18 protein-coding genes are annotated in these 24,170 nt (G+C 66.2%); all 18 read right to left on the bottom strand.

Annotated features, from left to right (window positions below; genetic code table 11):
- Positions 1 to 22: 22 nt before the first annotated feature.
- Complete coding sequence (locus BCO18175_RS06230) at positions 23 to 1,162, bottom strand: acyl-CoA dehydrogenase family protein (protein WP_174979910.1); 1,140 nt, start codon at positions 1,160 to 1,162, stop codon at positions 23 to 25.
- Positions 1,163 to 1,450: 288 nt separating this feature from the next.
- Positions 1,451 to 1,735, bottom strand: coding sequence for an AAA family ATPase (locus tag BCO18175_RS40945; RefSeq protein ID WP_368040708.1), 285 nt, complete (start codon positions 1,733 to 1,735; stop codon positions 1,451 to 1,453).
- 356 nt (positions 1,736 to 2,091) lie between these two features.
- Complete coding sequence (locus tag BCO18175_RS06225) at positions 2,092 to 2,739, bottom strand: glutathione S-transferase family protein (protein ID WP_174979909.1); 648 nt, start codon at positions 2,737 to 2,739, stop codon at positions 2,092 to 2,094.
- A 90-nt stretch (positions 2,740 to 2,829) separates the two neighbouring features.
- A complete protein-coding gene (locus BCO18175_RS06220) occupies positions 2,830 to 5,991 on the bottom strand; it encodes a multidrug efflux RND transporter permease subunit (RefSeq protein WP_174979908.1) in 3,162 nt (1,053 codons plus the stop codon).
- A gap of 21 nt (positions 5,992 to 6,012) precedes the next feature.
- Entirely contained in the window at positions 6,013 to 7,374 is a 1,362-nt protein-coding gene (locus BCO18175_RS06215; protein ID WP_174979907.1) for a TldD/PmbA family protein, read from the bottom strand.
- Positions 7,374 to 8,834 (bottom strand): TldD/PmbA family protein, encoded by a 1,461-nt coding sequence (locus tag BCO18175_RS06210; protein ID WP_174979906.1) that lies wholly within the window; start codon positions 8,832 to 8,834, stop codon positions 7,374 to 7,376. Before BCO18175_RS06210 ends, BCO18175_RS06215 begins: the two co-directional genes overlap by 1 nt.
- A complete protein-coding gene (locus tag BCO18175_RS06205; protein ID WP_174979905.1) occupies positions 8,827 to 10,470 on the bottom strand; it encodes an ABC transporter ATP-binding protein in 1,644 nt (547 codons plus the stop codon). The genes BCO18175_RS06210 and BCO18175_RS06205 overlap by 8 nt, the downstream gene beginning before the upstream one ends.
- A complete protein-coding gene (locus tag BCO18175_RS06200) occupies positions 10,470 to 11,582 on the bottom strand; it encodes an ABC transporter permease (protein ID WP_174979904.1) in 1,113 nt (370 codons plus the stop codon). Before BCO18175_RS06200 ends, BCO18175_RS06205 begins: the two co-directional genes overlap by 1 nt.
- Positions 11,536 to 12,588 (bottom strand): microcin C ABC transporter permease YejB, encoded by a 1,053-nt coding sequence (locus BCO18175_RS06195; RefSeq protein ID WP_174979903.1) that lies wholly within the window; start codon positions 12,586 to 12,588, stop codon positions 11,536 to 11,538. The genes BCO18175_RS06200 and BCO18175_RS06195 overlap by 47 nt, the downstream gene beginning before the upstream one ends.
- A 13-nt stretch (positions 12,589 to 12,601) precedes the next feature.
- On the bottom strand, positions 12,602 to 14,467 hold the full coding sequence (locus BCO18175_RS06190; protein WP_174980108.1) for an extracellular solute-binding protein: 1,866 nt from the start codon (positions 14,465 to 14,467) through the stop codon (positions 12,602 to 12,604).
- A gap of 294 nt (positions 14,468 to 14,761) precedes the next feature.
- A complete protein-coding gene (locus BCO18175_RS06185) occupies positions 14,762 to 17,569 on the bottom strand; it encodes a TonB-dependent receptor (RefSeq protein ID WP_174979902.1) in 2,808 nt (935 codons plus the stop codon).
- 336 nt (positions 17,570 to 17,905) lie between these two features.
- Complete coding sequence (locus BCO18175_RS06180; protein WP_174979901.1) at positions 17,906 to 18,481, bottom strand: helix-turn-helix domain-containing protein; 576 nt, start codon at positions 18,479 to 18,481, stop codon at positions 17,906 to 17,908.
- Positions 18,482 to 18,759: 278 nt separating this feature from the next.
- Positions 18,760 to 19,950 carry a tetratricopeptide repeat protein gene (locus BCO18175_RS06175; RefSeq protein ID WP_174979900.1) on the bottom strand — a complete coding sequence of 397 codons (1,191 nt, stop codon included), beginning with the start codon at positions 19,948 to 19,950 and terminating at the stop codon, positions 18,760 to 18,762.
- A gap of 16 nt (positions 19,951 to 19,966) precedes the next feature.
- Entirely contained in the window at positions 19,967 to 20,398 is a 432-nt protein-coding gene (locus BCO18175_RS06170) for an ExbD/TolR family protein (protein WP_174979899.1), read from the bottom strand.
- A gap of 273 nt (positions 20,399 to 20,671) precedes the next feature.
- Positions 20,672 to 21,094: an ExbD/TolR family protein gene (locus BCO18175_RS06165; protein ID WP_011352158.1), complete on the bottom strand. Its 423-nt coding sequence runs from the start codon at positions 21,092 to 21,094 to the stop codon at positions 20,672 to 20,674.
- A 20-nt stretch (positions 21,095 to 21,114) separates the two neighbouring features.
- Positions 21,115 to 22,026: a MotA/TolQ/ExbB proton channel family protein gene (locus tag BCO18175_RS06160; protein WP_174979898.1), complete on the bottom strand. Its 912-nt coding sequence runs from the start codon at positions 22,024 to 22,026 to the stop codon at positions 21,115 to 21,117.
- An 86-nt stretch (positions 22,027 to 22,112) separates the two neighbouring features.
- On the bottom strand, positions 22,113 to 22,811 hold the full coding sequence (locus BCO18175_RS06155) for an energy transducer TonB (protein WP_089425491.1): 699 nt from the start codon (positions 22,809 to 22,811) through the stop codon (positions 22,113 to 22,115).
- 824 nt (positions 22,812 to 23,635) lie between these two features.
- The gene (locus tag BCO18175_RS06150; protein ID WP_031401741.1) at positions 23,636 to 24,121 is read right to left on the bottom strand and encodes an aminoacyl-tRNA deacylase; all 486 of its coding nucleotides are present in this window, start codon (positions 24,119 to 24,121) and stop codon (positions 23,636 to 23,638) included.
- Positions 24,122 to 24,170: the final 49 nt, after the last annotated feature.

Raw genomic sequence — 24,170 nt, 5'->3', positions numbered from 1 at the left:
CGCGTATCGATGGCGCGGGTGTTCAGCCGGCGCGCATCATCTGGTTGAAGATGTTCTTGCGATGCATTTCCTCGGTACCGCCGACGCTCATGAAGCCCAATGCGTCCGACGCGAATGCGGCCACCGGCCCGGCCTGGTAGCCGAGGCTGCCGTACAGCCGCACGAGGCCGAGCGCGCCGTCGACGAGATCCTGCGCGCCGACCAGCTTCGCGATCGAGCAGGTCATCAGCGCTTGCGGGTGGTCCGTCAGCAACTGCGCGAGCGCGCCGCGCGCGAGCCACGTGCCGCGCTCGATGCCGATCTGCAGGTCGACGAGACGGCCTTGCACGTACTGGTGCGCGTCGATCGTGCTGTCGAAGCTGCGGCGCTCGCGGCAATAGCCGATCGCGTCGCGCAGATACGGCGCCGTCACCTGCGCGGCGACGAGGCCGTAGTAGAGGCGGCCGAGCGAAATGATGTCGATCAGGTTGCCGAGCCCGGCGCCCGGTTCGCCCAGCAACTGGCCGCGCGTGATCGGACAGTCGTCGAAGTGCAGCGCGCCGGTGGGCAGGTCGTCGAGGCCGAGCTTGCGGTCGGGTTCGGCGACGGTCATGCCCGGCTGGTCGCGATCGACGATCACGAGCGCGGTATTGCGCCGGCCAAGCGTCTCGATGCGCGTGACGACGAGGATGAAGCGCGCGAGCGGCGCGTGCGCGATGTTGAATTTGCTGCCGGTCAGCCGGTAGCCGTCGCCGTGCTCGACCAGCTTCGTCGCAATGCTGCGCACGTCGGTGCCGGTGCCCGGTTCGGCGATCGCCGTCGCGCTCAGTTCGCCGCGCAGGATCGCGCCGAAATAGCAGTCCTGCTGGGTTGCCGTACCGTAGCGTTCGAGCGCGCGCACCATCCCGGCCTGCGCGATTACCGACAGCAGCAGCGCCGGGCGGCGAATCGACGATGCGAGCCCTTCGAGCGCCGCGGAAAAGTGCCACCAGCCGTGACCGTCGCCGCCGTACGTCTCCGGCACGATCATGTCCCACAGTCCTTCCTGACCAAGCCGGGTCCAGCCGGCTGCATCGAATCCGCCAGGCGCGCGGGTGTCGCGCTCCGCGGCGGCGATCTCCGTGCCGATGTCGCGAAAGCGCGCGAGCGTCGCATGCTGTTCCTGCGTCCAGTCAAATGGCATCTGTCGTGTCTCCGGTCGAAGCGGCGCGGCCTCGGACGGCGCGCCAGCGATGCCGACAAGAGTACGGGGGCAAGGACGGGGGAGGTACTGGCAGTAGTGGTAGTTGCCGGGTGGGGTGGTGTAGCGGGGGTGAGTGAGCTGGTTGCAGATCCAAGTGGGGTGCATTCGGTTGCACGCATCGCGGGCACTCGTGGTCCGGCCGTCATGCAAGCCGTGGACGGCGTTCGTGACGAATCTGCGGCTTGAAGTCAGTCGCCCTGGATGCGGGTAATCAACGCAAATCCTTTTTCAACGTTCAACGGCCGGCGGTTCAAAGAGCGAGGCGGCGCTTTCAATACTCGCATGGGGGACGCGCTGATCCGCCGGCCTCTGCGCGTTCCGTTCCTTTGCGATATCCATCGGAACGTCAATCCAGATCGCATGAGCTTCCGCATTGTGTCGACGGGCGATATCGATGATCGCCTTGCTGTGTATCGTGCCGGGCGACGCGGCGTCGAAGCAGATGCACGGTGGGTACGCATACGCATGCCGGTCGATCCAGTACGATTTCCCGGCTCCTTGTACGCCGCACACGACTGGAAACCGCGAAGAATTTTCCCGCGATGGGTGGCTAATGCGTTCCGCTGTACGTCATGGCTTGAACTTGCCGTCCGCCACGTCCTGAATGACCTTGAATCGGTCCAGTTCGCGCATCGTCATGGTGATCGTCCCAGTCGCGTTCATCGCCGGCGCTCCCAAGGGTGCAGACGATCAACCTACAGGCCAAAACACGACATTTTTATTTAGCGGAAACGCGACATCTGAACTTGGGACCTACACATAAACTATCGATAATGATGATTATGTCAAATGCGATATTTCTCCGCCCAACCCCACGGCAAGCAGCCCCCAACCGGCCGCTGCCGCACTTTTGAGCGCCCTCGAAACGCTCAGGAAACCGGATTCATCCACTCGGTCAACCCTTCGCGCGCATTCAATTCCAGAAACGTCGGCCTCCCGCGAAGCTCGTGGATATAGCGCGCCAGATTCGGCCACGTCGTTGCCGGGCGCGGCATGTTGCGCGTCCAGCGCATGAGCATCAGCGCCAGGAAGTCGACCGTGCTCAACCGATCGTTGATCAGGTACGAACGACCGTCCGACAGCAGATTGTCGAGATGCGCCATCGATTCCTCGACTTGCCCGCGCGAAAACGCCTTCACCATTTCAGCGCATCGCGGATCGCCGTCCGTCTCCGCATAAAACCAGTTTCGCATCGCCGGCAATACGGAATTGGCGAGATAGATCATCGTCTCGAACCACTCGGCACGTTCGGGCGCACCCGGATGCGGAGCCAGGCCCGGCTCCGGATGACGTTCGGCGAGCAGCATCAACAACGCGGCAGATTCGGTCCGCGGTTTGCCGTCGACGACCAGCGTCGGTACTCGGCCGGCGGGATTCAACCGCAGGTACTCGGGCGCATGCTGCGCACCCGAATCGATATCGACGAAGCGCGTTTCGAACGGCACGCCGAGTTCGATCAGCATCCAGTGCACGGCCATGCTTGCCGCACCGGGCGAGTAATACAGAACGTAGGACATGGTCTGAGTCCGTTTCCTTTAGTTGAGTCGTCTGCACGACAACCGCATTTAATCAAATGCAACGCACGAAAATCACCTAGCGGAGCGGCATCACTCCCCCACCACCTCCGCGTGCCGATCATCCCGCTTCGCCACCGCCACCCGCCGTCCGCGTCGCCCAACCGAGGCTACGACCCGAAACGCCACCGGCGCGAACACGAGCCCGAACACCGTCGCCGCCAGCACACCTCCGAACGCGCCCGTGCCGATCGAGCGCCGGCTTTCCGCCCCCGCGCCCGTCGCCAGCACCAGCGGCACGACGCCCAGCAAGAAAGCCATCGACGTCATCACGATCGGCCGGAAACGCGCAGCGGCCGCATCGACCACCGCCTGCCGCAACGGCACGCCGTGCCCGGCGAGATCGCGTGCGTACTGCACGATCAGGATTGCGTTCTTCGCCGCCAGCCCGACCACGGTGATCATCCCGACCTTGAAATACACGTCGTTCGGCATCCCGCGCGCGAGCGCCGCCGCGATCGCGCCGATCATGCCGAGCGGCACGATCGTCAGCACGGACAGCGGAATCGTCCAGCTTTCGTACAACGCAGCCAGCGCCATGAAGACCGCGAGCACCGACAATCCGACCAGCAGCGGCGTCTGGCGCGCGGCGACCTGCTCCTCGCGCGCCGCATCGACCCAGTCGAAACCGATCCCGGCCGGCAGCGCACCGGCAAGCCGCTCCATCTCCGCCATCGCCGCGCCGGAACTGGTGCCGGTCGCCGCCCGGCCGCTGATGTCGAGCGAAGGATAACCGTCGTACCGGTTCAGCATCACCGGCCCGATCGTCCAGTGCGGCGCGGCGATGGCCGACAGCGGCACCATGTCGCCGGTGCGGTTCGGAACGGTCAGCGCCATCAGTTGCGTATCGGTCGCGCGTGCGACCGGATCGGCCTCGATGATCACCCGCCGCATCCGTCCCGACGCAGGGAAATCGTTGATGTAGTTCGAGCCGAACGTGCCGCCCAGCAGCCCCGCGATCCGCTCGAACGGCACGCCGAGCGCATACGCTTTCGCGCGATCGACATCGAGTTCGATACGCGGCGCGTCCGGCAGGTCTTCGAAATGCACGGCCGAGAGCGACGGATCCGCCTTCGCGCGTTCGGCAAGCTGCTCGCGAGCCGCTTTCAACGCGTCGAGCCCGACCCCGCCGCGATCCTCGAGCCGGAACGTGAAGCCGTCGGAGTGCCCGATGCCGCGCACCGAAGGCGGCAGCGCCGCCTCGACGTCGCCGTCGAGGATCGCGCCGAAACGCCCGTTGAGCCGGTCGCGCAACGCCATTGCGTCGACGTCGCGCTTCGCCCAGTCCTTCAGTTCCACGAACGCCATCCCGACGTTCTGCCCGCTGCCCGCGAAACTCCAGCCGATCACGCTCGTCACGTTCGCGATCGCGGGCTCTCCGTGCAGGATCGCCTCCACTCGCTCGACGACCGAGAGCGTGCGCGCCTGCGTGGCGCCCGCCGGCAACTGGATCATCACCTGCAGTTGCCCCTGGTCCTCGGTCGGCAGGAAGCCGCCCGGCATCATCCAGTACAGCAGCCCGCATCCGATCACGAGCGCCGCATAGACGGCCGCGACCATGCCGGTACGGCGCACGGCAAACACGGCAACGCGGCGATAACCGGTTTCGGCGCGCGCGAAGGCTGCACCGAACCGGTCGGCCAGGCGCGCGCCGATGCCGCGTCGCCGCGCTCGGCCGGCGCCGCCGTCGTGTCGCGCGACCGGCTTCAGCAGGTTCGCGCACAGCGCGGGCGTGAGCGACAGCGCCATGAACGACGACACCAGCATCGACGCGATCATCGCGACCGCGAATTGCCGGTAGATGCCGCCGACGCTGCCCGGGAAAAACGCCATCGGCACGAACACGGCGGTCAGCACCGCGGTCACGCCGACGATCGCCCCGCCGATCCGCTTCATGGCCCGGCGCGTGGCATCGCGCGGCGACACGCCCTCCTCCATCACACGGTGCACGCTCTCGACGACGACGATCGCATCGTCGACCAGGATGCCGATCGCCAGCACGAGGCCGAACATCGTGAAGACATTGATCGACAGCCCGAACGCCCACATCGCGACGAACGCGCCCATCAGCGTGACCGGAATCACGACGGTCGGCACCAGCGTGTAGCGAAGGTCGCGCAGGAACAGCCACATCACGCAGAACACCAGCACGACGGCCTCGACGAGCGTCAGCACGACTTCGTGGATCGCGATCTTGACGAAATGCGCGCCGTCGAACGGAATCTCGACCGCGACGCCCGGCGGCAATGTCCGCGACAGCTCGGCGAGCCGCGCGCGGATCGCATTCGACGTTTCGAGCGCGTTGCCGCGCGGGCCGAGCTGAATGCCGACCGTCGCGGCGGGCCGGCCGTTCAGTCGCGAATAGAACGAATAGTCGTCGCGGCCGATCTCGACGCGCGCGACGTCGGCCACACGCACCACCGAGCCGTCCTGTTTCGACTTCAGCACGATCCGGCCGAACTCCTCGGGCGACGTAAGCTGGCCCTTGACCACGACCGTCGCGGTGAGCTGCTGGCCGCGCACGAACGGCGCATCGCCGATCGCGCCGGCCGTGACCGTCGCATTCTGTGCGCTGATCGCCGCGATCACGTCATCGGCGCCGAGATCGTATTCGCGCAACTTGACCGGATCGAGCCAGACCCGCAGCGCCTCGTCGGCATCCCACAGCTCGGCCGCGCCGACGCCCGGCGCGCGCTTCAGCTCGCGCAGCACGTAGCGGTTCAGGTAATCGCCGAGCTGCGCGGAATCGCGCGTGCCGTCGGTCGACGTCAGCGTGACGAGCATCAGGAACGTGTTCGCCGCCTTGAACACGCCGATCCCCTGCTGGACGACCTGCTGCGGCAGCCGCGGCTCGACCTGCTTCAACCGGTTGTTGACGTCGACGAGCGCAATGTCCGGATCGGTGCTCGGCGAAAACGTCACGTCGATCTCAAGGTTGCCGTGGCCGTCGCTGCTCGTCTCGTAGTACAGCAGCCCGTCGGCGCCGTCGAGGCTCTCCTCGATGATGCTGCCGACGTCGGCATCGACCGTCTCGGTCGACGCGCCCGGATAGGACGCGGTGATCACGACCCGCGGCGGCGCCAGGCGCGGATACTGCGCGATCGGCAGCTGCGGAATGGCCAGCACGCCCGCGACGACGATCGCGAGCGCGACGATCCACGCAAATACCGGACGGTCGATGAAGAATGACGGCATCGGCGAGTGTCGGCGAACGCGCTACAGCGTGAGCTCGAACGACCGCGCGAGCAGCCCCGGCAGCTGCGCGCCTCCGGTGGCCCGCTCGCCGTACGTGTCGTCGCTCGCGAGCAGCGCCGGTGCCGCGCCGAGCTGCTCGAGCTCCGACCCGAACAGCCGGTAGAAGCTGTCGTCGAACCGCATCGCGTCGACCGGCGCGACGATGCGGCCGCCTTCGACCCAGAACGTCGCGAACCGCGTCATCCCCGTCATCCGGCACGCGATCGGGTCCGAGAAGTTCAGGTACCAGAGGTTGCCGACGTAGAGCCCCGTGTCGAGCGCGGCCAGCACGTCGGCATCGGCGAGCGTGCCGCCCGCGATCGTCAGCGACTGCGGCGATTCGCCGTTGTCCGCGCCGTTCGGCGTGCCCCCTTGCTCGCGCGCGGTGCGTGCACATACGAGCTGCCCGGCGCCCCGCCCTTCGACGACGAGCGGCACGCTGTCGCGCCGGTAGCCGTCGGCGTTGAACGCCGGCGCGATGCCCAGCGAGAAATCCTCGGTGATCGACACGCGCGGATCGAGCGCGACCTCGCCGGTGTACAGGCGATGCAACGGGCTGCGGGCGCTCGCCAGCGCGCGCGCCGAAAAGCCGCTCCAGCCGAGCAGGCTCGTCATCTCGTGGACGGCGTCCGGCGCGAAATACGCTCGGTAGCGCCCGGGCGCAAGCGCCTTCGGCGTGCGGCCGAGCACGGGCAGCCGCGCGGCGGCCGCGTCGACCTTGGCCGCGAACGCCGCATCGCTCCAGTCGTCGCCCGCATAGACGGTCTTGATCGCCCGTCCGCTCGGGTCGTACAGCGACCAGCTGAAGTTGAAATTCTCGACCTCGTACCAGCCGCGGCTGCCGGTCGACGATGCGAAGCCGCGCGCCAGCGTGCCGCCCGCGTAAAAGCCGACGAAGTCGAGCCCGCGCGCGCATTCGGCCACGATTCGCGCGAGCCCGTCTGCCTCCGGCAGGCGCCCGGTGCGGCGCGTTTCCTGCACCCACGACGAGGTATCGAACAGCAGGTGCGGATCGTCCTGCGCATCGCGCAGGCCGTCGCGCAGCACGGCCAGCGCGTCCGCCAGTTCGCGCAGGTCGGCCGCCGGATCGCCGCAGACGGTCAGCGCCGAGTGCGCCTGCCGCGCCCCGTCGACGAGCCGCACGGACAGCCGCCCCTGCGTGACGCGCCCGGTCTGGCGGATCTTGCCGCCATTGAAGCGGATGAAGTCGGACGTTTCGCTGGAGAAACCGAGCAGGACGGTTTCGGCCGGCGTCGTCAGCCGTTGCGCGTCGTCGGCGAGCCGGGTGAAATGCGCGTGCCAGTCGATGCCGGCGCGGCGTGCCATCGGATCGAATCCCGTCATCACGCGCCTCCGAATACGTCGACGCCGGCGAACACGCAGGCCGGCGCGGCGTGGCCGACACGGATGATCTGCGCGGGTTCGCCCTTCCCGCAGTAAGGCGTGCCGTAGATGCCGAACGTGCTCGCATCGCCGACCGCACGCAGGCTGCGCCAGAACTGGGCGGAGATGCCGCGGTAGTTCGGGCGCTTGACGACCTGCGTAAGCCGGCCGTTCTCGATCAGTTGCCCGAATTCGCAGCCGAACTGGAATTTGTTGCGGTGGTCGTCGATCGACCAGGACGTGTTGGTGCGCATCAGGATCCCGTGCTCGGTGCCCGCGACCAGCGCGTCGAGCGACTGGTCGCCGGGTTCGACGTTCAGGTTCGCCATCCGGTCGATCGGCGCGCGGTTCCAGCTCGACGCGCGCGAGTTGGCCACGCCCGGCAGGCCCGCGCGCTGCTGCGACAGCGCCCCGCCGAGCAGCCGTTCGAGCACGCCGTTGCGAATCAGGTACTGCTTGCGCGCCGGCGTGCCGTCGTCGTCGAACGCGTAGGACGCGGCTTCGGCGGCCGGCTCCGGATCGAACGTGACGTTCAGCAGCGGCGAGCCATACTGATAGTGGCCGACCATCTCCGGCTTGACGAAGCTCGATCCGGCGAAGTTGCGCTCGTCGCCGAGAATCCGGTCGAGTTCGAGCGGATGGCCGATCGACTCGTGGATCTGCAGCATCATCTGGTCCGGCATCAGCAGCAGGTCGCGCGGGCCGGTCGGGCAGTTCGGCGCGGCGAGCAACTGCAGCGCCTCGTCGGCAACACGAACGCCGGCGCCGTCGAAGCCGTAGCGTGCCAGCACGTCAACGCCGCCCTGCGCCAGCGTGCCCGATTGACCAAGCGAGCGCGTCTGCGTGTCGCCGTCGCCATGGGCAACGGCTTGCAGCTCGGGCATCAGGAAACGGAAGCGCTGGTCGATCCGCACGCCGTCGCTCGTCACGTAACACTGCTCGGTGTGCACGATCATCACGCTCGCCGCGCGCTCGACGATGCGCGCGCCGAGGTTCGCCGCCGCGCATTCGTGTGCGAGACGCTCGATCCATTCCGCGCGCGACGGCAGCACCGCATCGACATCGGGCGACGCATACGTGCCGCTCGCCTGCGGTCGCGTGGCCTGGCGATGATCGACCAGCGCCCACGGCGCGCTGGCCCGTGCCCGCGCGGTCGCGATGTCGAGCGCCGCCTGCAGCCCGGCCGGGGACAGGTCGGGCGTCGCCGCATAACCCGCGCCGGTGCCGGCCCAGGCCGTCAGCATCGCGCCGCGCTCCCGCGTGCGCGAAAACGGCTGCGCGACGTCGTTGCGCACCGCATGCTCGTCGATCGTCTCGTCGACGATGCGCAACGACCAGAAATCGGCGTCGCTGCGTAACGCACGTGCGGCCTGCGCAGCCTGCACCGCTCGGGCGCCCGGCGCCCGGTTCTCGTCAATCATCGGTTCTCTCTTGCCTCTCCTGCGGGCCGCGCGCCGGCGCCAGCATGGACGACGCGAGCAACGCCCGCGTATACGGATGGGATGGCGCGTGCAGCACGTCGAGCGTCTCGCCCGCCTCGACCACGCGCCCCGCCTTCATCACGATGACCCGGTGGGCCATCGCGCGCATCACCGCCAGATCGTGCGTGATGAACAGGTAGCTGAGTTTGTACTTCTTTTGGAGATTCGTCAGCAGATTCAGCACCTGCTTCTGGATCGACACGTCGAGCGCACTCGTCGGCTCGTCGAGCACCAGCAGTTCCGGCTCCACCGCCAGCGCCCGCGCGATCGCGATCCGCTGTCGCTGCCCGCCGGAAAACTCGTGCGGATAGCGCAGCATCGCCTCGGGCGGCAGGCCCACCTCCTGCAGCAGCGCGGCGATCCGCGCCCGCCGCGCGTCGCCGCTCACCTGCGGCCGGTGCACGCCCAGCCCTTCACCGACGATCTGCTCGACCGTCATGCGCGGCGACAGCGAGCCGAACGGATCCTGGAACACCACCTGCATGCGCCCGTACAGCGTGCGCCGGCCCTGCGTCGTGCGCAGCGACGCCAGCGGCATGCCGTCGACCTCGATCCCGCCCGACGCCGGCCGCTGCAGGCCGAGCACGGCCGACGCGAGCGTCGATTTCCCCGAGCCCGACTCGCCGACGATCCCGAGCGTTTCGCCGCGCTTCAGGCTCAACTGCACGTCGTGCACGGCGCGGAACGTCGTCTTGCCGAGCACCGAGCGCCAGCCCTTTGCCGCGATGCGGTAGTCGACCGCGAGGTGCCGCACGTCGAGGATCGTCGGCGCGCCGGCGGCGACCGGCTCGACCGCCCGTTGCGGCGCGCTGTCGAGCAGCCGGCGCGTATACGGATGCTGCGGCGCCGCGAACAATTCGGCGGTCGTGTCGGTCTCCACCAGCACGCCCTTCTCCATCACGGCCACGCGCTGCGCGAAGCGCCGCACGAGGTTCAGGTCGTGCGTGATCAGCAGCACGGCCATCCCGCGCGCGGCGGCCTCCTGCTCCTGCAGCTCGATCAGCAGGTCGACGATCTGCTGGCGCACCGTCACGTCGAGCGCAGTGGTCGGCTCGTCCGCGAGCAGCAGCCGCGGCCGGCACGCCAGCGCCATCGCGATCATCGCGCGTTGCCGCTGCCCGCCCGACAGCTGGTGCGGGAAACTGTCGATGCGGCGCTCCGGCTCCGGAATCCCGGTGCGCCGCAGCAGCGCGATCCCGCGCTCGCGTGCTTCGCCCGGGCGCAGCCCCTCGTGCAGCCGCAGGCTCTCGGCGATCTGCTTGCCGATCGTATACAGCGGATTGAGCGCCGTCATCGGCTCCTGGAACACCATCGCGATATCGGCACCGCGGATCCCGCGCATCTGCTGCTCGGTCTTCGCGAGCAGATCCTCGCCGTCGAACAGCATCCGCCCCGACAGCGTCGCCTGCTGCGCGAGCCGCAGGATCGACAGTGCGGTCACGCTCTTGCCCGACCCCGACTCGCCGACCAGCGCCACCCGCTCGCCGCGGCCGATCGACAGGCTCAGGTCCTGTACGGCCGCGTGCACGCCGAAATGCGCGGAAAACCCGTCGATCTCCAGCAACGGTCTCGTCATCATCGCCCTCCGCCGAACGCCGAACCGCGCGTGCGCGTGTCGAGCGCGTTGCGCAGCGCATCGCCCATGAAGGTGAGCAGCAGCAGCGTCACCACCAGCGCCGCGAACGCCGCGATCGAGATCCACCACGCATCCAGGTTGTTCTTGCCCTCCTGCAGCAGCTCGCCGAGGCTCGGCGTCGGGGGTGGCACGCCGAGGCCGAGGAAATCGAGGCTCGTCAGCGACAGGATCGCCGCGCTCATCCGGAACGGCAGGAACGTGATCACCGGCGTGAGGCTGTTCGGCAGCACGTGACGCCACATGATCTGTGCGTTCGTGAGCCCCATCGTGCGCGCCGCTTTCACGTAGTCGAGCGCGCGGTTGCGCAGGAATTCGGCGCGGACGTAGTCGGACAGCACGAGCCAGCCGAACATCGACAGCAGGATGAACAGCAGCCACAGCGACGGCGTGAAGATCGACGCGAAGATGATCAGCAGGTACAGGTCCGGCAACGCGCTCCAGATCTCGATCAGACGCTGCCCGACCAGATCGGTGCGACCGCCGTAGAAGCCTTGCAGCGCGCCCGTCAGCACGCCGACCAGCACGCCCGACAAGGTCAGCGCGAAGGCCATCAGCACCGACAGCCGGAACCCGTACAGCAGCCGCGCGAGCACGTCGCGGCCGAACTGGTCGGTACCGAGCCAGTTGCTCGACGACGGCGGCGCCGGATACGGCCGCGACGCGAAATAGTCGATCGTGTCGTAGCGATAGCGGTTCGGCGGATAGATCGCGAAATTGCCGTGCGACTCGATCTTCGTGCGGATATACGGATCGAGATAGTTCGTCATCGCGGGAAAGTCGCCGCCGAACGCGGTCTCCGGATAGTCCTTCACGATCGGGAAGTAATAGTGCCCGTCGTAGCGCACGATCAGCGGCCGGTCGTTCGACAGCAGGTCCGCACCCAGGCTGAGCGCGAACAGCACCGTGAAGATCACGAGGCTCCAGTAGCCGAGCGGCTGCGCGCGAAAGCGCAGCCACGTGCGCCGCCACGGCGACGGCGAGGCCGCGCACGCGGCGCACGCCTGGTCAGTGGTCCAGGCGGTTGAACTGGATACGGGGGTCGACGAGGACATAGCAGATATCCGCGATGAGTTTGGTCAGCAGGCCGATCAGCGTGAACAGGAACAGCGAGCCGAGCACGACCGGATAGTCGCGGCGGATCACCGAGTCGTACGACAGTTGCCCCATGCCGTCGAGCGAAAACAGCGTCTCGATCAGCAGGTTGCCGTTCAGGAACGCGCCGACGAACGCGGCCGGCAGCCCGGTGAGCAACGGGATCGCCGCGTTGCGCAGCACGTGTTTCCACAGCACGTCGCGCTCCGGCGCGCCCTTCGCGCGTGCGGTCAGCACGTACTGCCGGCCGATTTCCTCGAGGAACGTGTTCTTGGTCAGGATCGTGACGATCGCGAAGTTGCCGACGACCGACGCCGTCACCGGCATCACGACGTGCCACAGGTAGTCGAGCGCCTTGCCGATCAGCGTCAGGTCGTCGAAGTTGTCGGACGTGAGCCCGCGCATCGGGAACACCTGCCAGAACGTGCCGCCGCCGAACAGCATCAGCAGCAGCACACCGAGCACGAAGCCCGGCACCGCGTAGCCGGCCAGCACCAGCACGCTCGTCACGGTGTCGAACCGCGACCCGTTGCGCACCGCCTTCGCGATGCCGAGCGGCACCGACACCAGATACGTGAGGATCACCGTCCAAATTCCGAGCGTGATCGACACCGGCAGCTTCGAGCGGATGACCGCCCACACGCTGCGGTGCGCGAAATAGGATTGGCCGAGGTCGAACGTTGCATAGCTTTTCAGCATCAACACGTAGCGCTCGAGCGGCGGCCGGTCGAAGCCGAACTGCTTGCGGATCTGTTCGATCTGCTGCGGGTCGACGCCCTGGCTGCCGTGGTAGCCGCCGCCTCCACCGCCCGCCTCCCCGCCGCGCGCGCTGCCGTGGCGCAACTGCGCGAGCACCTGTTCGACCGGGCCGCCCGGCACGAACTGCGTGACCGCGAACGTGATCGTCACCACCCCGATCAACGTCGGGATCATCAGCAGCAATCGCCTGAGTATGTATGCCAGCATCGTCGGTCCTCCGTCAGGCGGCCGGCGCGGGTTTCGCCGCCGGCTGCTTCACATACCAGTAGTCGATGATCCAGTCCTCGTACAGATAGGAATCCGGCACGATCGCCGGGTGGCCGAGCGTCGCCTTGTACGCGATCCGTGCATTCGGCAGGTAGTACTGCGGGATCAGCGCGTACAGGTTGATCAGCACGCGGTCGAGCGCGTGCGTGGCCGTCTCGAGATCGTCGAGCGTGTCGGCCGCGAGCGCCGCGCGGATCAGCGCATCGACGGCCTTCGACTTCACGCCCGGATAGTTCTCGGAGCCCGGCTGCGACGCGGCCGCGCTGCCGAAGCGGCGCGTCAGCTCCGCCCCCGGGATCGTCACGGGCAGGTAGATGTACGTCGTCATGTCGTACTCGAAATTGTCGAGGCGCTTCAGGTAGACCGCACTGTCGATCTCGCGCAGGTATGCGTGGATGCCCAGCATCGCGAGCGCCTGCGTGTACGGCAGGATCAGGCGGTCCATGCCGGGCTGGTCGTCGATGATCTCGATCGTCATCGGCGTGCCGTTCGCGTCGCGCAGCGCGCCGTCCCGGTAATGCCAGCCGGCCTGCGCGAGCAGGTCACGCGCCTCCTTCAGGTTCGCGCGCAGCGAGTCGGGCGGCAGCGTCGACGGCTGCCGGACCATCGGGCCGAACACCTCGGGCGGCAGTGTCGAGCGGAACGGTTCAAGCAGCGCGAGTTCCTTCTCGCTCGGCATGCCGGATGCCGCGAACGGGCTCGCCTCCCAGAAACTGTTGGTACGGCGGTATTGGCCGTAGAACATCATCCGGCTCATCCAGTCGAAATCGAACGCCAGCGCGAGCGCATGCCGCACCCGCACGTCCTGGAACATCGGCTTGCGCATGTTCATCAGGAAGCCCTGCATCTGCGCGGGGCCGTCGGGAAACTCGCCGCGCTTGAGCATGCCGTTACGGAAGTTCTTGCCGACATACTTGCGCGCCCATTGCGTCGCGCTGTATTCCATCCGCGCGTCGATGTCGCCGGCCTTGAACGCTTCGAGCGCCGTGTACTGGTCCAGGTACAGCTTGAACGACACGTGCGCGAAGCGGAACATGCCGCGTCGCGACGGCACGTTCGCCGCCCAGTAGTGCGGGTTGCGCGCGTAGCTGATCTGCTTGTCGTTCCTGCGCTGGTCGATCAGGTACGGGCCGCTCGCGATCGGCGGCACGTTCGCGATCTGGTCGAACGGCGGTCGCGTGCCGTCCGCGCGCTGCCCCCATTTCGGCGAGAACACCGGCAGGTCGCCCGCGATCAGCGCGGCGTCGCGCTCCGCGTGCTTGAACTCGAAGCGCACCGTGTGGCCATCTACCGCCACCGCGCGCTTGATGATCGCGAACTGCGCGTTGTACAGCGGCGACGCCTGCGGGCTCGTCAACGTGTCGAACGAATATTTGACATCGGCCGCGGTGATCGGGTCGCCGTTCGAGAAGCGTGCGGCCGGGTTGACGTGGAACGTCGCCGACAGCCCGTCGGGCGCGACTTCGACGTCGTCGGCAATCAGCGCGTATTCGGATGCGAGCTCGTCCCAGCTGCGCTGCATCAGCGTGTCGAACATCAGGTTCTTGATGTCCGGTGCGGGCGCGCCGCGCACGAGGAACGGGTTCAGCGAGTCGTAGCTCTGCGCTTCGTCGTAGTTTTCGAACTGGAGCGTGCCGCTGTCCGGCGCATCGGCATTCGCGTAGTCGAAATGCGTGAAGCCCGGCGGATACTTCGGATGGTCGTATTGCGAGATCGCCGGCACGGCGAGCGCGGCCTGCGGCATGACGCCGCCCGACACGAGCCACACGGCGCACGCGAGCAACGCGCCACGCGTGGCGGTGCGCATCCGCGCATGCATGCGCTTCAGGTGCGAGTGGCGCGGCACGCGTGCCCGTCGCCCATTCAACAGTCTCATGGTCAGTCTGTCCGGAAGCGTGCGGGCGCGAAGCCTGCGCGCAGTCGATGCCTGTGCCGGACGCCGCATATGGCCGCGTCCTACGGATGAAACGTGCTGGTCACGATCGGATGAGCTGCACCGCCGCGCGCCCCGGTTGCGGGCGGTCGTGGCGCCAGGCGAAAAAAGGCCGCCCCGAAAAGGGGGTAGTGGACGTGGAGCGGCCGGTCTAAGCCCGTCAGTGCATCGCGATCGCCATCAGAACTTGTACGTCGCGCCGATCTGCGCGAACCGGCCGATGTACGAATACACCGACGTGTCGTACCCGCTCTGGTCCAGCGTGCCGTTCGCGAAGATCGGGTCGTACGGCGGCGTGCGGTTGAAGAGGTTGTTGATGCCGCCGTAGATCGTCCAGTTCTTGAAGCCCGTGTACGTCATCATCAGGTTGAACTGGCTGTACGAACCGACCTTCGACGGCGCGGGCGCCGGCAGCAGGTTCTGCGCGTACGGGCCCGTGAACTGCCACGTGAGCGCCGCATCGAACTTCCGGTAGTTCCAGTCCAGCGTCGTGTTGCCGCGCCAGCGCGGGAAGCTGCCGCCGAACGGCTGGGTGATCGTGAAGTTGTTGCCCGCGCCGTTGACCGGCGTACCGCCCGGGAAACCGATCTTGTAGCTGTTGATGTACGCCCAGTCGCCCGACAGCGTGACCGTGCCCCAGCCCTTGAGCGGCAGGCCCTGGCGGAACGTGCCTTCGAAGCCGTTCGTGTCGAGGTAGCCGAGGTTCTGGTACGGGATCACCTTGTACAGCAGCTGGCCCGTCGTCGGGTCGGTGACGACCTGCGACGGCGCGCCCTGGCCGATCACGTTGTCGATGCGGATCTTGTACCAGTCGAAGCCGAGATCCGTGTAGCGGCTCGGCGACACCTGGAAGCCGATGTTGAAGTTGCGCGTGCGTTCCGGCGCGAGGTTCGGGTTGCCGACGGTGATCGACGTATAGTTCTGGCCGGTGGCCGGGTCGACCTGGATGCCGAGCGTCTGCGACTTGCTGTCCTCGACGAAGGTCGGCGCGCGGAAGCCGCGGTTGTACGACGTATACAGCGTGAGCGCCTTGATCGGCTGGTAGCGCAACGCGAAGCGCGGCGAGAAGGCGCCGCCCACGTCCGTGTAGTGATCGTAGCGTCCTGCCTGGCTGAACGTCAGGTTCTCGAGGATCGGCACGTTGATCTGGTAATAGACGGCCGCGACGTTGCGCTGGCCATCCACCGTCTCGAGGTCCGGCGTGATGACGGCTCCGCTCAGGTATTCGGAGCCCGGCGTCAGCGTTTCGCTCTGGTGCGTGAACTGCGCGCCGAAGCCGATACCGACGTCGCCCGCCGGCAGATGGAACAGGTTCGGCGTCGACAGCGTCGCGTCGATCGTGTCGAGCTTCGAGATGCCGAGGTTGTTCGCCTCCTGATAGAGCCCGTTGAACGCGTTCGGCGTCGCCGCCGGGTTCGCGAAATTCAGCGTGCCGTTCTGGTAGATGTTGTTCAGCGCATTGACGTTCAGCTGGTTCGTGAACACGTTCGACACCGTGCTCTGCGAGTGACTCACCGACGTCGCCCAGTCCCAGTCACCGTACGGCAGCGTAAACGACCCCTTGATGCCGGCGGCCGCACGCCAGTAGTTGGCCCAGGTCTTTTGTGCGACCGTGTTCGGAAACGCGTAGGTGAGCGGCGTGGCCGCGCCCGTCGTGTTGTACGGGTTGCTGACCGGGACCGTGTAGTTGAACGGCGACAGCAGCTTCGTCTGTGGATTCCAGACGAGCGCCGGGTTCTGTGAATTGCCGATCACGTTGTTCCACAGGCCGTCGTTGGTCGTGGTCGTGTTGTAGCTCTCGAGGAAATCCGCGAACGCGGTCGTCTTGTCGTCGATCTTGAAGTCCGCATGGAGCTTCGCGTTCAGGCGCTCGGTCATCGGCAGGATCGACGTGCTTTCGGCCGTGTTGTACCCGCAGACCGTGCCCGGCGACCCGGCCGACAACGAATTCGTCGCGGCCTGATGGACCGAGCCGCCGAACGGACAGCCCCCGCTCAACGCCTGTGCGACGCCGCCGGGCATGTTCCAGTACGACGGCGCGAGCAGCGAGAAGCCGCCCGGCTTGCCCGTGAAGTCCTGGTTGCGCGTCGAATCGCGGTCGGCAAGCGTGAAGCCGTTCGACTTGTAGTAGCTGAGCGCGGCCGTCACGTTGAAGCGGTCGGCGTTCAGGTCACCAAAGCCGCCCAGCACGCCGAACTTCATCGTGCCGTCGCCGTTACCCGCGTTGATCGCGCTGCCGAGGCTGCCGTCGAGCTGCAGGCCGCGGAAATTGTGTTTCGTGATGATGTTGACGACACCGCCGATCGCGTCCGAACCGTACTGCGACACGGCGCCCGTCTTCACGATTTCGATCCGCTCGATATCGTTGAGCGGGATCGTGTTGAGGTCGAAGAACGAGTCGACGCTGTTCGAAAAGAAGGCATACGGCGCGACGCGCTGGCCGTCGACCAGCACGAGCGTGTACTTCTCGGACAGGCCACGCAGCGCGATGCCGGCCGCGCCCGCCGCGAAGTTGCCCGATTGCCCTTCGCCCCAGCTGTTCGCCGAGTTGGCCGCCGCGTCGCGCAGGAAGTCGGTAACGGTCACCGCGCCGCTGGCCTGGATTTCCTTGGGTGTGATCGTCTGCACCTGCTGGAAACCGGTCTTGTCAGCCTGCCGGATCAGCGAACCCGTCACTTCGAACCGCTTGATCTGCGCGACCTTGCCCTGCCCGTTCGCGCCGGGTGCGGCAGGCGTCGCCTCGGCTGCCGCGCCGGCCGACGCATCGGGTACCGCGGGCGCTGCGGTGCCCGTGGCAGCGGCTGCGCCCGGCGTGCCGCTCGCCTGTGCAACGGTCACGGGAGCGCCGCTCGCGACCGCATCCGCGATCGCGACGGCGCCCGGCGCCGGCTGGCTCTGGGCAAACGCCGGCGGCACCAATGCGGCCGTCAACGCCAGTTCCGCCCAGACTATCCTCTTGATGGCCAACGCCAAAACTCTCTGCTTCATCTTGTTCCCTCTCGCTCGTAGTAAGACCCCACCTGCTGCGCGCCGGAACCTTGTGAATTCCTTGCGCGTCCTGGGTGCCCGTGTACCGGAACCCGCGATTGCCACGCTTTCGACTGCCACGACTCGAACGGATCGGCATCAGGCCGCCAGCACCATCCAGCATCACCGTCGTTTTCTATTTTTGTTCGTCATGCTAAACACCTACATTGAGCGCACTGCCTGATTCCTCCCGATTCGGCGGGCGGCCGGTCCTGCACAAGGCGAGCCCGTGCGCGCGCCGTACTGCGCACCATCCGCTGCCGATCTGGTACTTCTCTTTCCTGCCGGCCGCCTTCGCTAGAACAGCCTGGGCGTGCCGACCCAGACGATCACCGCCTCTTCGTCGGCCGTGTTGCGCCACGCATGCGGCATCGTCGATTCGTAATGTGCTGTATCGCCTTCGCTCAGCGTGAACGTGCAATCCTCGAGCGTCAGCGCCACCTGCCCTCGCAACACGTAGACGAACTCCTCGCCCGCATGCGTCGTCATCTCGGACGGCGACTGCCCTACCGGCATCCGGACCAGAATCGCGTCGAGCTTGCGGCCGTCCGCCAGATTCGTCAGCCTGGCTAACCGGCTGGCCGAGTTCGTGAACTGGAAATACTGCAGCGCGTTGCCGCGGCATACCGAGCGCGCTTCCGTCGGCGTGTCGATGAAGTACTGCATCGTCACGCCCAGCGCCTTCGCGATCCGGACCAGCGACGTGATCGACGGTGTCGCCCGCCCGCGTTCGACCTGCGACAGGAACGGCTTCGAAATGCCGGCGATCGTCGACGTTTCGTCGAGCGTGAGTTTCAGGCGCTGGCGCAGCGCCCGGATCTTGTTGCCTAGCGACACGGCGACGAGCACCGACTCATCAGGGGGCAAAACCATGGAAAGACGGACCCTCGCAGTCGAAATCGGTTTGATGTCGTCAAGCCTCGACCGATGCCGTGACGCGACCGGCCCGGCGCGATACCCCGCTGCACGCTGTCGCGGCGCGCAAACCACGCGCGGCGCGGCACGGCATTCGCACATTTCATTCGGTTTACTAATTAACAAGGTTGCCCCTTTCCATCGGCTGACCTGCTCGTCGTGCATTGATGCCATCGCGGCGGCACACCGCTTGCCGATCGCGCTTGCGTTGTGCGCGGTCGTACTCTTCCGTTGCGTTACCGGGATGCCACCACGGTCCAGAGGCGGGCCAGGTCACCGGAACCGTCGGCCCCCTTGACCGTACGCAGCACCTGGACCGCACGCGCCTTCTGTCCGGCCACGTAATACGCCTCGCCGAGCCGCAGTCGCGCCGCATCGGGGTGCTCGAGACCGCCCTTCGCGATCGCTTGTTCCATCATCGGCAGCCCCTGCTGCGCATGGCCCTCGAAGACGAGGTTCATGCCTGCATCGATCGGCGCCGCCGGCGTCGTGGCGTCCGCGCCCGATTGCGCGCGCTTCGCCGCAAGTGCCTGCAACCGCTTCTCGCGGTCGACCTGCGCGTCCTTGCCAAGTACCCCGGACGCGAACCCCTGGTCGATCACCTGCTTGCCTTCGGCGGGCGACCCTGCAACCAGCGCGAGCTGCGTCATCTCCATGTACGCGTTGGCGGTCGCGAGCGAGCCCGTCGCGCGGCGCAACCGGTAGAGGTCGAGGTCGAGCGACGGCAGATACCCGGGATTGCCGCGAATGGCCGTGACCATTTCGTCCCAGTACGCGGGGCTCGGGTGGTAGGCCACCAGCAGCCCGAGCGCCCCGCGATACGCGTTGCCGTCCTTCACTTTCTGCGCACAGGTCGCAAGCATCTGCAACTGCCCTTCATCCGGTGCGTGTCCGCCATTCGCCTGCGCGTCGGTGCTCGCTTTCAACTGGCTCACGAGCGGTGCGCAATCGTTTGACAGGTAGTACGACTGCGTGAGCAGCGTGCGCATTTCCGGATCCGATCCACCGGCCTTCAGGTAGCGCTGCGCGACCCGGATCGCCAGCGGGTAGTTCTTCTGCTGGAAGTAGATGCCGGCCAGCGCCGCCGTCGTCCGCTGCTCGTCGTCGCCCGACAGCCGCCCCGAGTTCAGCACGCTTTCGTAGGCTTGCGCGGCCGTGCCCGAGTCGCCGGCCGCCATCGCTGCCGCGCCGCGCATCTCTTCCACCACGGTGGTTTCGTACGGCGTCCGGTTCGGCACGGCGGCCGCCTGGGCGATCTTGCCCAGCGCATCGCGATACTTGTGCGCCCGGTACAGCTCCTGTGCGGCCGCCAGCGGTTTCGCCACGTCCGGCCGCAGCGCGTCCGCCGGCAACGCCGGGCGTCCGAGCAGGCCTGCCGCGCCGAGTGCCGTTACCGCCATCATCCGTTTCCATCGTCGCTGGTTCATCGGCTCGTCCGTGTCGTCATTGCATGAACTGTTCGTTGCCGATCAGGCCGATCTTGGTCGCGCCCACCCGTTGCGCGGATGCGAGCACGGCGGCCACGTCCTTGTACGGCACGAGCTTGTTGGGGCGCAGATGGATCTCCGCCTGCACGGGTTCCGCCGCCACCTGGGTCAGTTTCGCCTCGAGTGCCGTGCGGTCCGGCACCGGTGCACCGTTCCACGTCGTCGTGCCGTCGAAGTCGATGTCGATCTGCACGACTTCCGGCGGCGTGGCTGGTGGCGGCGGATTACCCACCGGCAGGTCCATCTTCACCGAATGCATCTGAATCGGGATCGTGATGATCAGCATGATCAGCAACACCAGCATCACGTCGATCAGCGGCGTGGTGTTGATATCGACCATCACTTCCGGTTCGGCGTTGCTCCCGCCCGAAGGCACATTCATTCCCATCGTCGACTCCTGTCGATCCACGTTAGCGCTTTAGCGCTTACGTGGGTCCCATGCTTCGCGGTCGATCCACGTTAGCGCTTCAGCGCTTACGTGGGTCCCATGCTTCGCGGTCGATCCACGTTTGCGCTTCATCACTTACGTGGATCCCATGCTTCGCGGTCGATCCACGTTAGCGCTTCAGCACTTACGCAGATCCCATGCTTCGCGGTCGCCCAACGTTGGCGCTTACGCACTCACGCTGGCCCCCTGTTCCACCACGATTCCCGCGCGCGACTATCCACCGCGCGCCGGCGGCTCCGTAATGAACGACAGCTTCGCGATCCCCGCGCGCTCGCACATCGTGACCACCCGGCCGATGAACTCGTAACGCGTGTTCTGATCGCCCCGCACGTGGACGCTCGGCTGCGGCTGCTGCTGCGACACGCCCTTCAGCTTCGCGAGCAGCGTCTGTGCATCCACCAGTTGCTCGCCCCAGAAGAAATCGCCGTCGCGGTTCACCGCGATCTCGATGCTCTTCGGCGTCGTCTGCAGCGGCTGCACCGTCTCCTTCGGCAACTGCAGCTGGATCGTGTGCGTCACGACCGGAATCGTGATCAGGAAGATGATCAGCAACACCAGCATCACGTCGACGAGCGGCGTCGTGTTGATGTTGGCGATCACCTCGTCGCTATCGTCCTGCCCGACGTTCATGGCCATTGCGCGTCTCCGTCAACCGATCAGTTCGCGAGCGATGCGGCTGCCGGCGCCGCCGACGACGCACGCACCGGGCGCCGATTGCCGGCCAGCAGCACCGTGTGCAGTTGCGCGCCGAAGTTGCGGACCCGCTCCATCACCGACTTGTTGCGCCGGACCAGGAAGTTGTAGCCGAGCACCGCCGGCACGGCGACGGCGAGGCCGATCGCGGTCATGATGAGCGCCTCGCCCACCGGGCCCGCGACCTTGTCGATCGACGCCTGGCCGGCGATGCCGATGGCCGTCAGCGCGTGATAAATCCCCCAGACCGTGCCGAACAGCCCGACGAACGGCGCGGTGGAACCCACCGTGGCCAGGAATGCGAGCCCGTCCTGCATCCGGTTCGACACGTTCGTGATCGAGCGCTCGACCGACACGTCGATCCACGTGTTGCGGTCCACCGCCTCCAGCAGCGCATCTTCATGATGCTCGCCGGCCTCGATTGCCGTTTCGGCGATGAACCGGAACGGCGACGCCTCGTCGAGCAGCCTGGCGCCCTCGGCCAGCGACGGCGCGGTCCAGAGCTGCGCGTCCGCCAGCTTCGCGCGGCGATTGGCGCGCAACTGTTCCAGGAACTTCGTGATCATGATGTACCAGCTTCCCATCGACATGATCACCAGCAGGATCAGCACGAAACGGGCAACGAAATCGCCGTTCTTCCAGAGCGCGCCGAGCCCGTATGGATTCTCGACCGCTTCCGTCGTGGCCGGCGCGGGCGGCGGAGCCGGCTCGGCGGCGGCCGGGGCCGGTGCAGCCGACGGTGCCGCGGCTTGCGCCGATGTGCCGGCCGCGCCGCTTGCCTGCGCGTGGGCGAGCTGCGGCGCAACGAACCCGTCGATTGCGGCGACGGACATCAGGATGCTTGCCGCCAGCGCGGCCAGTGAACGCTTCGTCATACCCCACTCCAGTTATTTCGGTGAACTTAGTACATCAGTTCGAGATGGTTTTCCCCGGCCCGGCTCGCGCCGGGCCGCCCACTGCATCAATTCAGATTGAACGAGAACGGTACCTGGACCCGCACCGACTGGCCCTGCGCGACGCACTTGAATCGCTTCACGGTGTTGAAGGCAGCGCGATCGAGAATCGGATCCGCCGACTGCGCCACGCGCTCGTTCGTGATGTTCCCTTCCGCATCCACGACGAATTCGATCGTCACGTCGCCCGTGATGTTGTTTTCCTGCGCTTCCTTCGGATACTGGATCGACGCGCGAAGCGTGTCCGAATTCGGGCAGACCACTCCCACGTCATGGCTGACGGGCTTGGCCGGCGCCGGGGGCGCCACGACCGGCGCCTGCACGGCTGGCGCGGAGGGCACCGGAGCCGACTGGTGCGTGATCGTCGCCTGCGGCGGCGCCTGCACCGGCACTTCCGGCGGCGGGACGAACGGCGGCGGGGGCGGCGCGAATTTCGGCGGCGGGAGTTTCACCACGGGCATCGGCGGTGGCGGCGGCGGCTTGACCGGCTCGATGATGCGGGTTTCGATCGGGTGCTGGATCACCTGCACGACTTTCGTCGCAAGGCCGTTGAGCAGCGCGTAGATCAGCACTGCATGCAGCACCAGGACGATTCCGATGCCGCCGAACCGGCGTACCGGATTCTGTTGCTTCTTGCCGAACTCTCGCGGACGGCCCAGCGTAGCCAGTCCGCTGTTCGACGTAGCCAGACGTTCTTCGACTTTCATGCCCACCATCCATCCCCCAAGCGATTCGCCCAGTATCGGATTGCTGCCGGCGGCGAAGCCAGGTCGGCATCGCCACCGCATCAACCCGAACATTTCATTTCAAATTCAATTAGCAATCCGAATTGAAAGAATTACATTCGAATGCCAATTCATTCTTTTTCAAGGAATCGTTCCGGCCGGCGCGGTCCGGTCATGCACCGGAAACCACGCGCCTGCACGTTCAGGCAATTGTCAGCTGAGCGGGCGGCACCTTACATTTCGCATGACGATCCGCCGTTCGTTACACGGTGATGTCATTGGCGCCGTTCACTTGGGTGCAGAAGATAGCAAGGAAAAAATTTCGACGTCAAACTTTATTTGATGCCCGAATACAAAGTTTGGAGGGTTTATTCAAATAATATTCCGGTAAGCACAAATCAAACATTTATTATAAAAACGGTAATTGAATTGTATGGATATATGCAAAACCGGATATTAAGCTGCTTCAACATAAATATCGGCATATTTCCCGCGCCGCACCAAAATGGGCCGCTCCGGAAGCGACCAGCAAGATGCACCCCTCCCCTCATCAGCGTCCGAATCGGTCGCCCGATACGCCGATCGACCGGCTCAAACCAGCCGGCACCGCTTCCTCAAAACGCCTGAAGCACGACGGATATCCAAAAAGTTAATCTGCCATGCGATTCGAATTTCGTGATGACCCGGTCCTCACGAAACCACACAAACAATTTCGGATAACGAATTAACTATTCTGCGACTTTACCGAGGCCCCGACACACGGCCCTGTCACACACGCACCGACAAGTGCCCGCGCACCGCGCGCGTCAGGAGTGCATGCCCTGCATCTTGTGCGAGAAATGCGCGCGCTCGGCCGTCTCCATCAGCATCAGGAATTCATCCTGCATCATGTGGATCAGCGCTTCGTGGTCGCCGGCTTCGAAATAGACTTCCGGCTGCTGCGCGAGACGTTCCTCGAGAAACGTCTTCATTCCGTACGCCATGCACACCGGCGGCAACGCGCCCATGTCGCAATCCTTGAACAGTTCGCGTAATTCCACTTCCCGGGCAAGCACGAGATGGCGCCCCGTCTTCACCCAGAGATCCGACAGGCGCACCGCGTGCGTCGTCGGCAATACGGCGGCGACGTAGCCTTCGTCGTCTTCGAGGAGCACGGTTTTCGCGAGACGATCGCCGGGAATGTGCGCGGCGGCGGCCGTCTCCATGCTCGTATGGCTATAGGGGTGGTACACCACTTCGTACCGCGATGACTTCTGACGCAGGCAATCCTGCAGGGTGGCTGACACAGGCATGGCACACCTCGTCTGAACGATCGGGCGAACGGCGTTCGCACCGGATTCG

This window comes from Burkholderia lata, from assembly GCF_902499335.1.
Lineage (GTDB): Bacteria > Pseudomonadota > Gammaproteobacteria > Burkholderiales > Burkholderiaceae > Burkholderia > Burkholderia lata_B.
The sequence above is the reverse complement of the archived record's forward strand: the minus strand, read 5'-3'. Positions and strand labels throughout refer to the sequence as shown.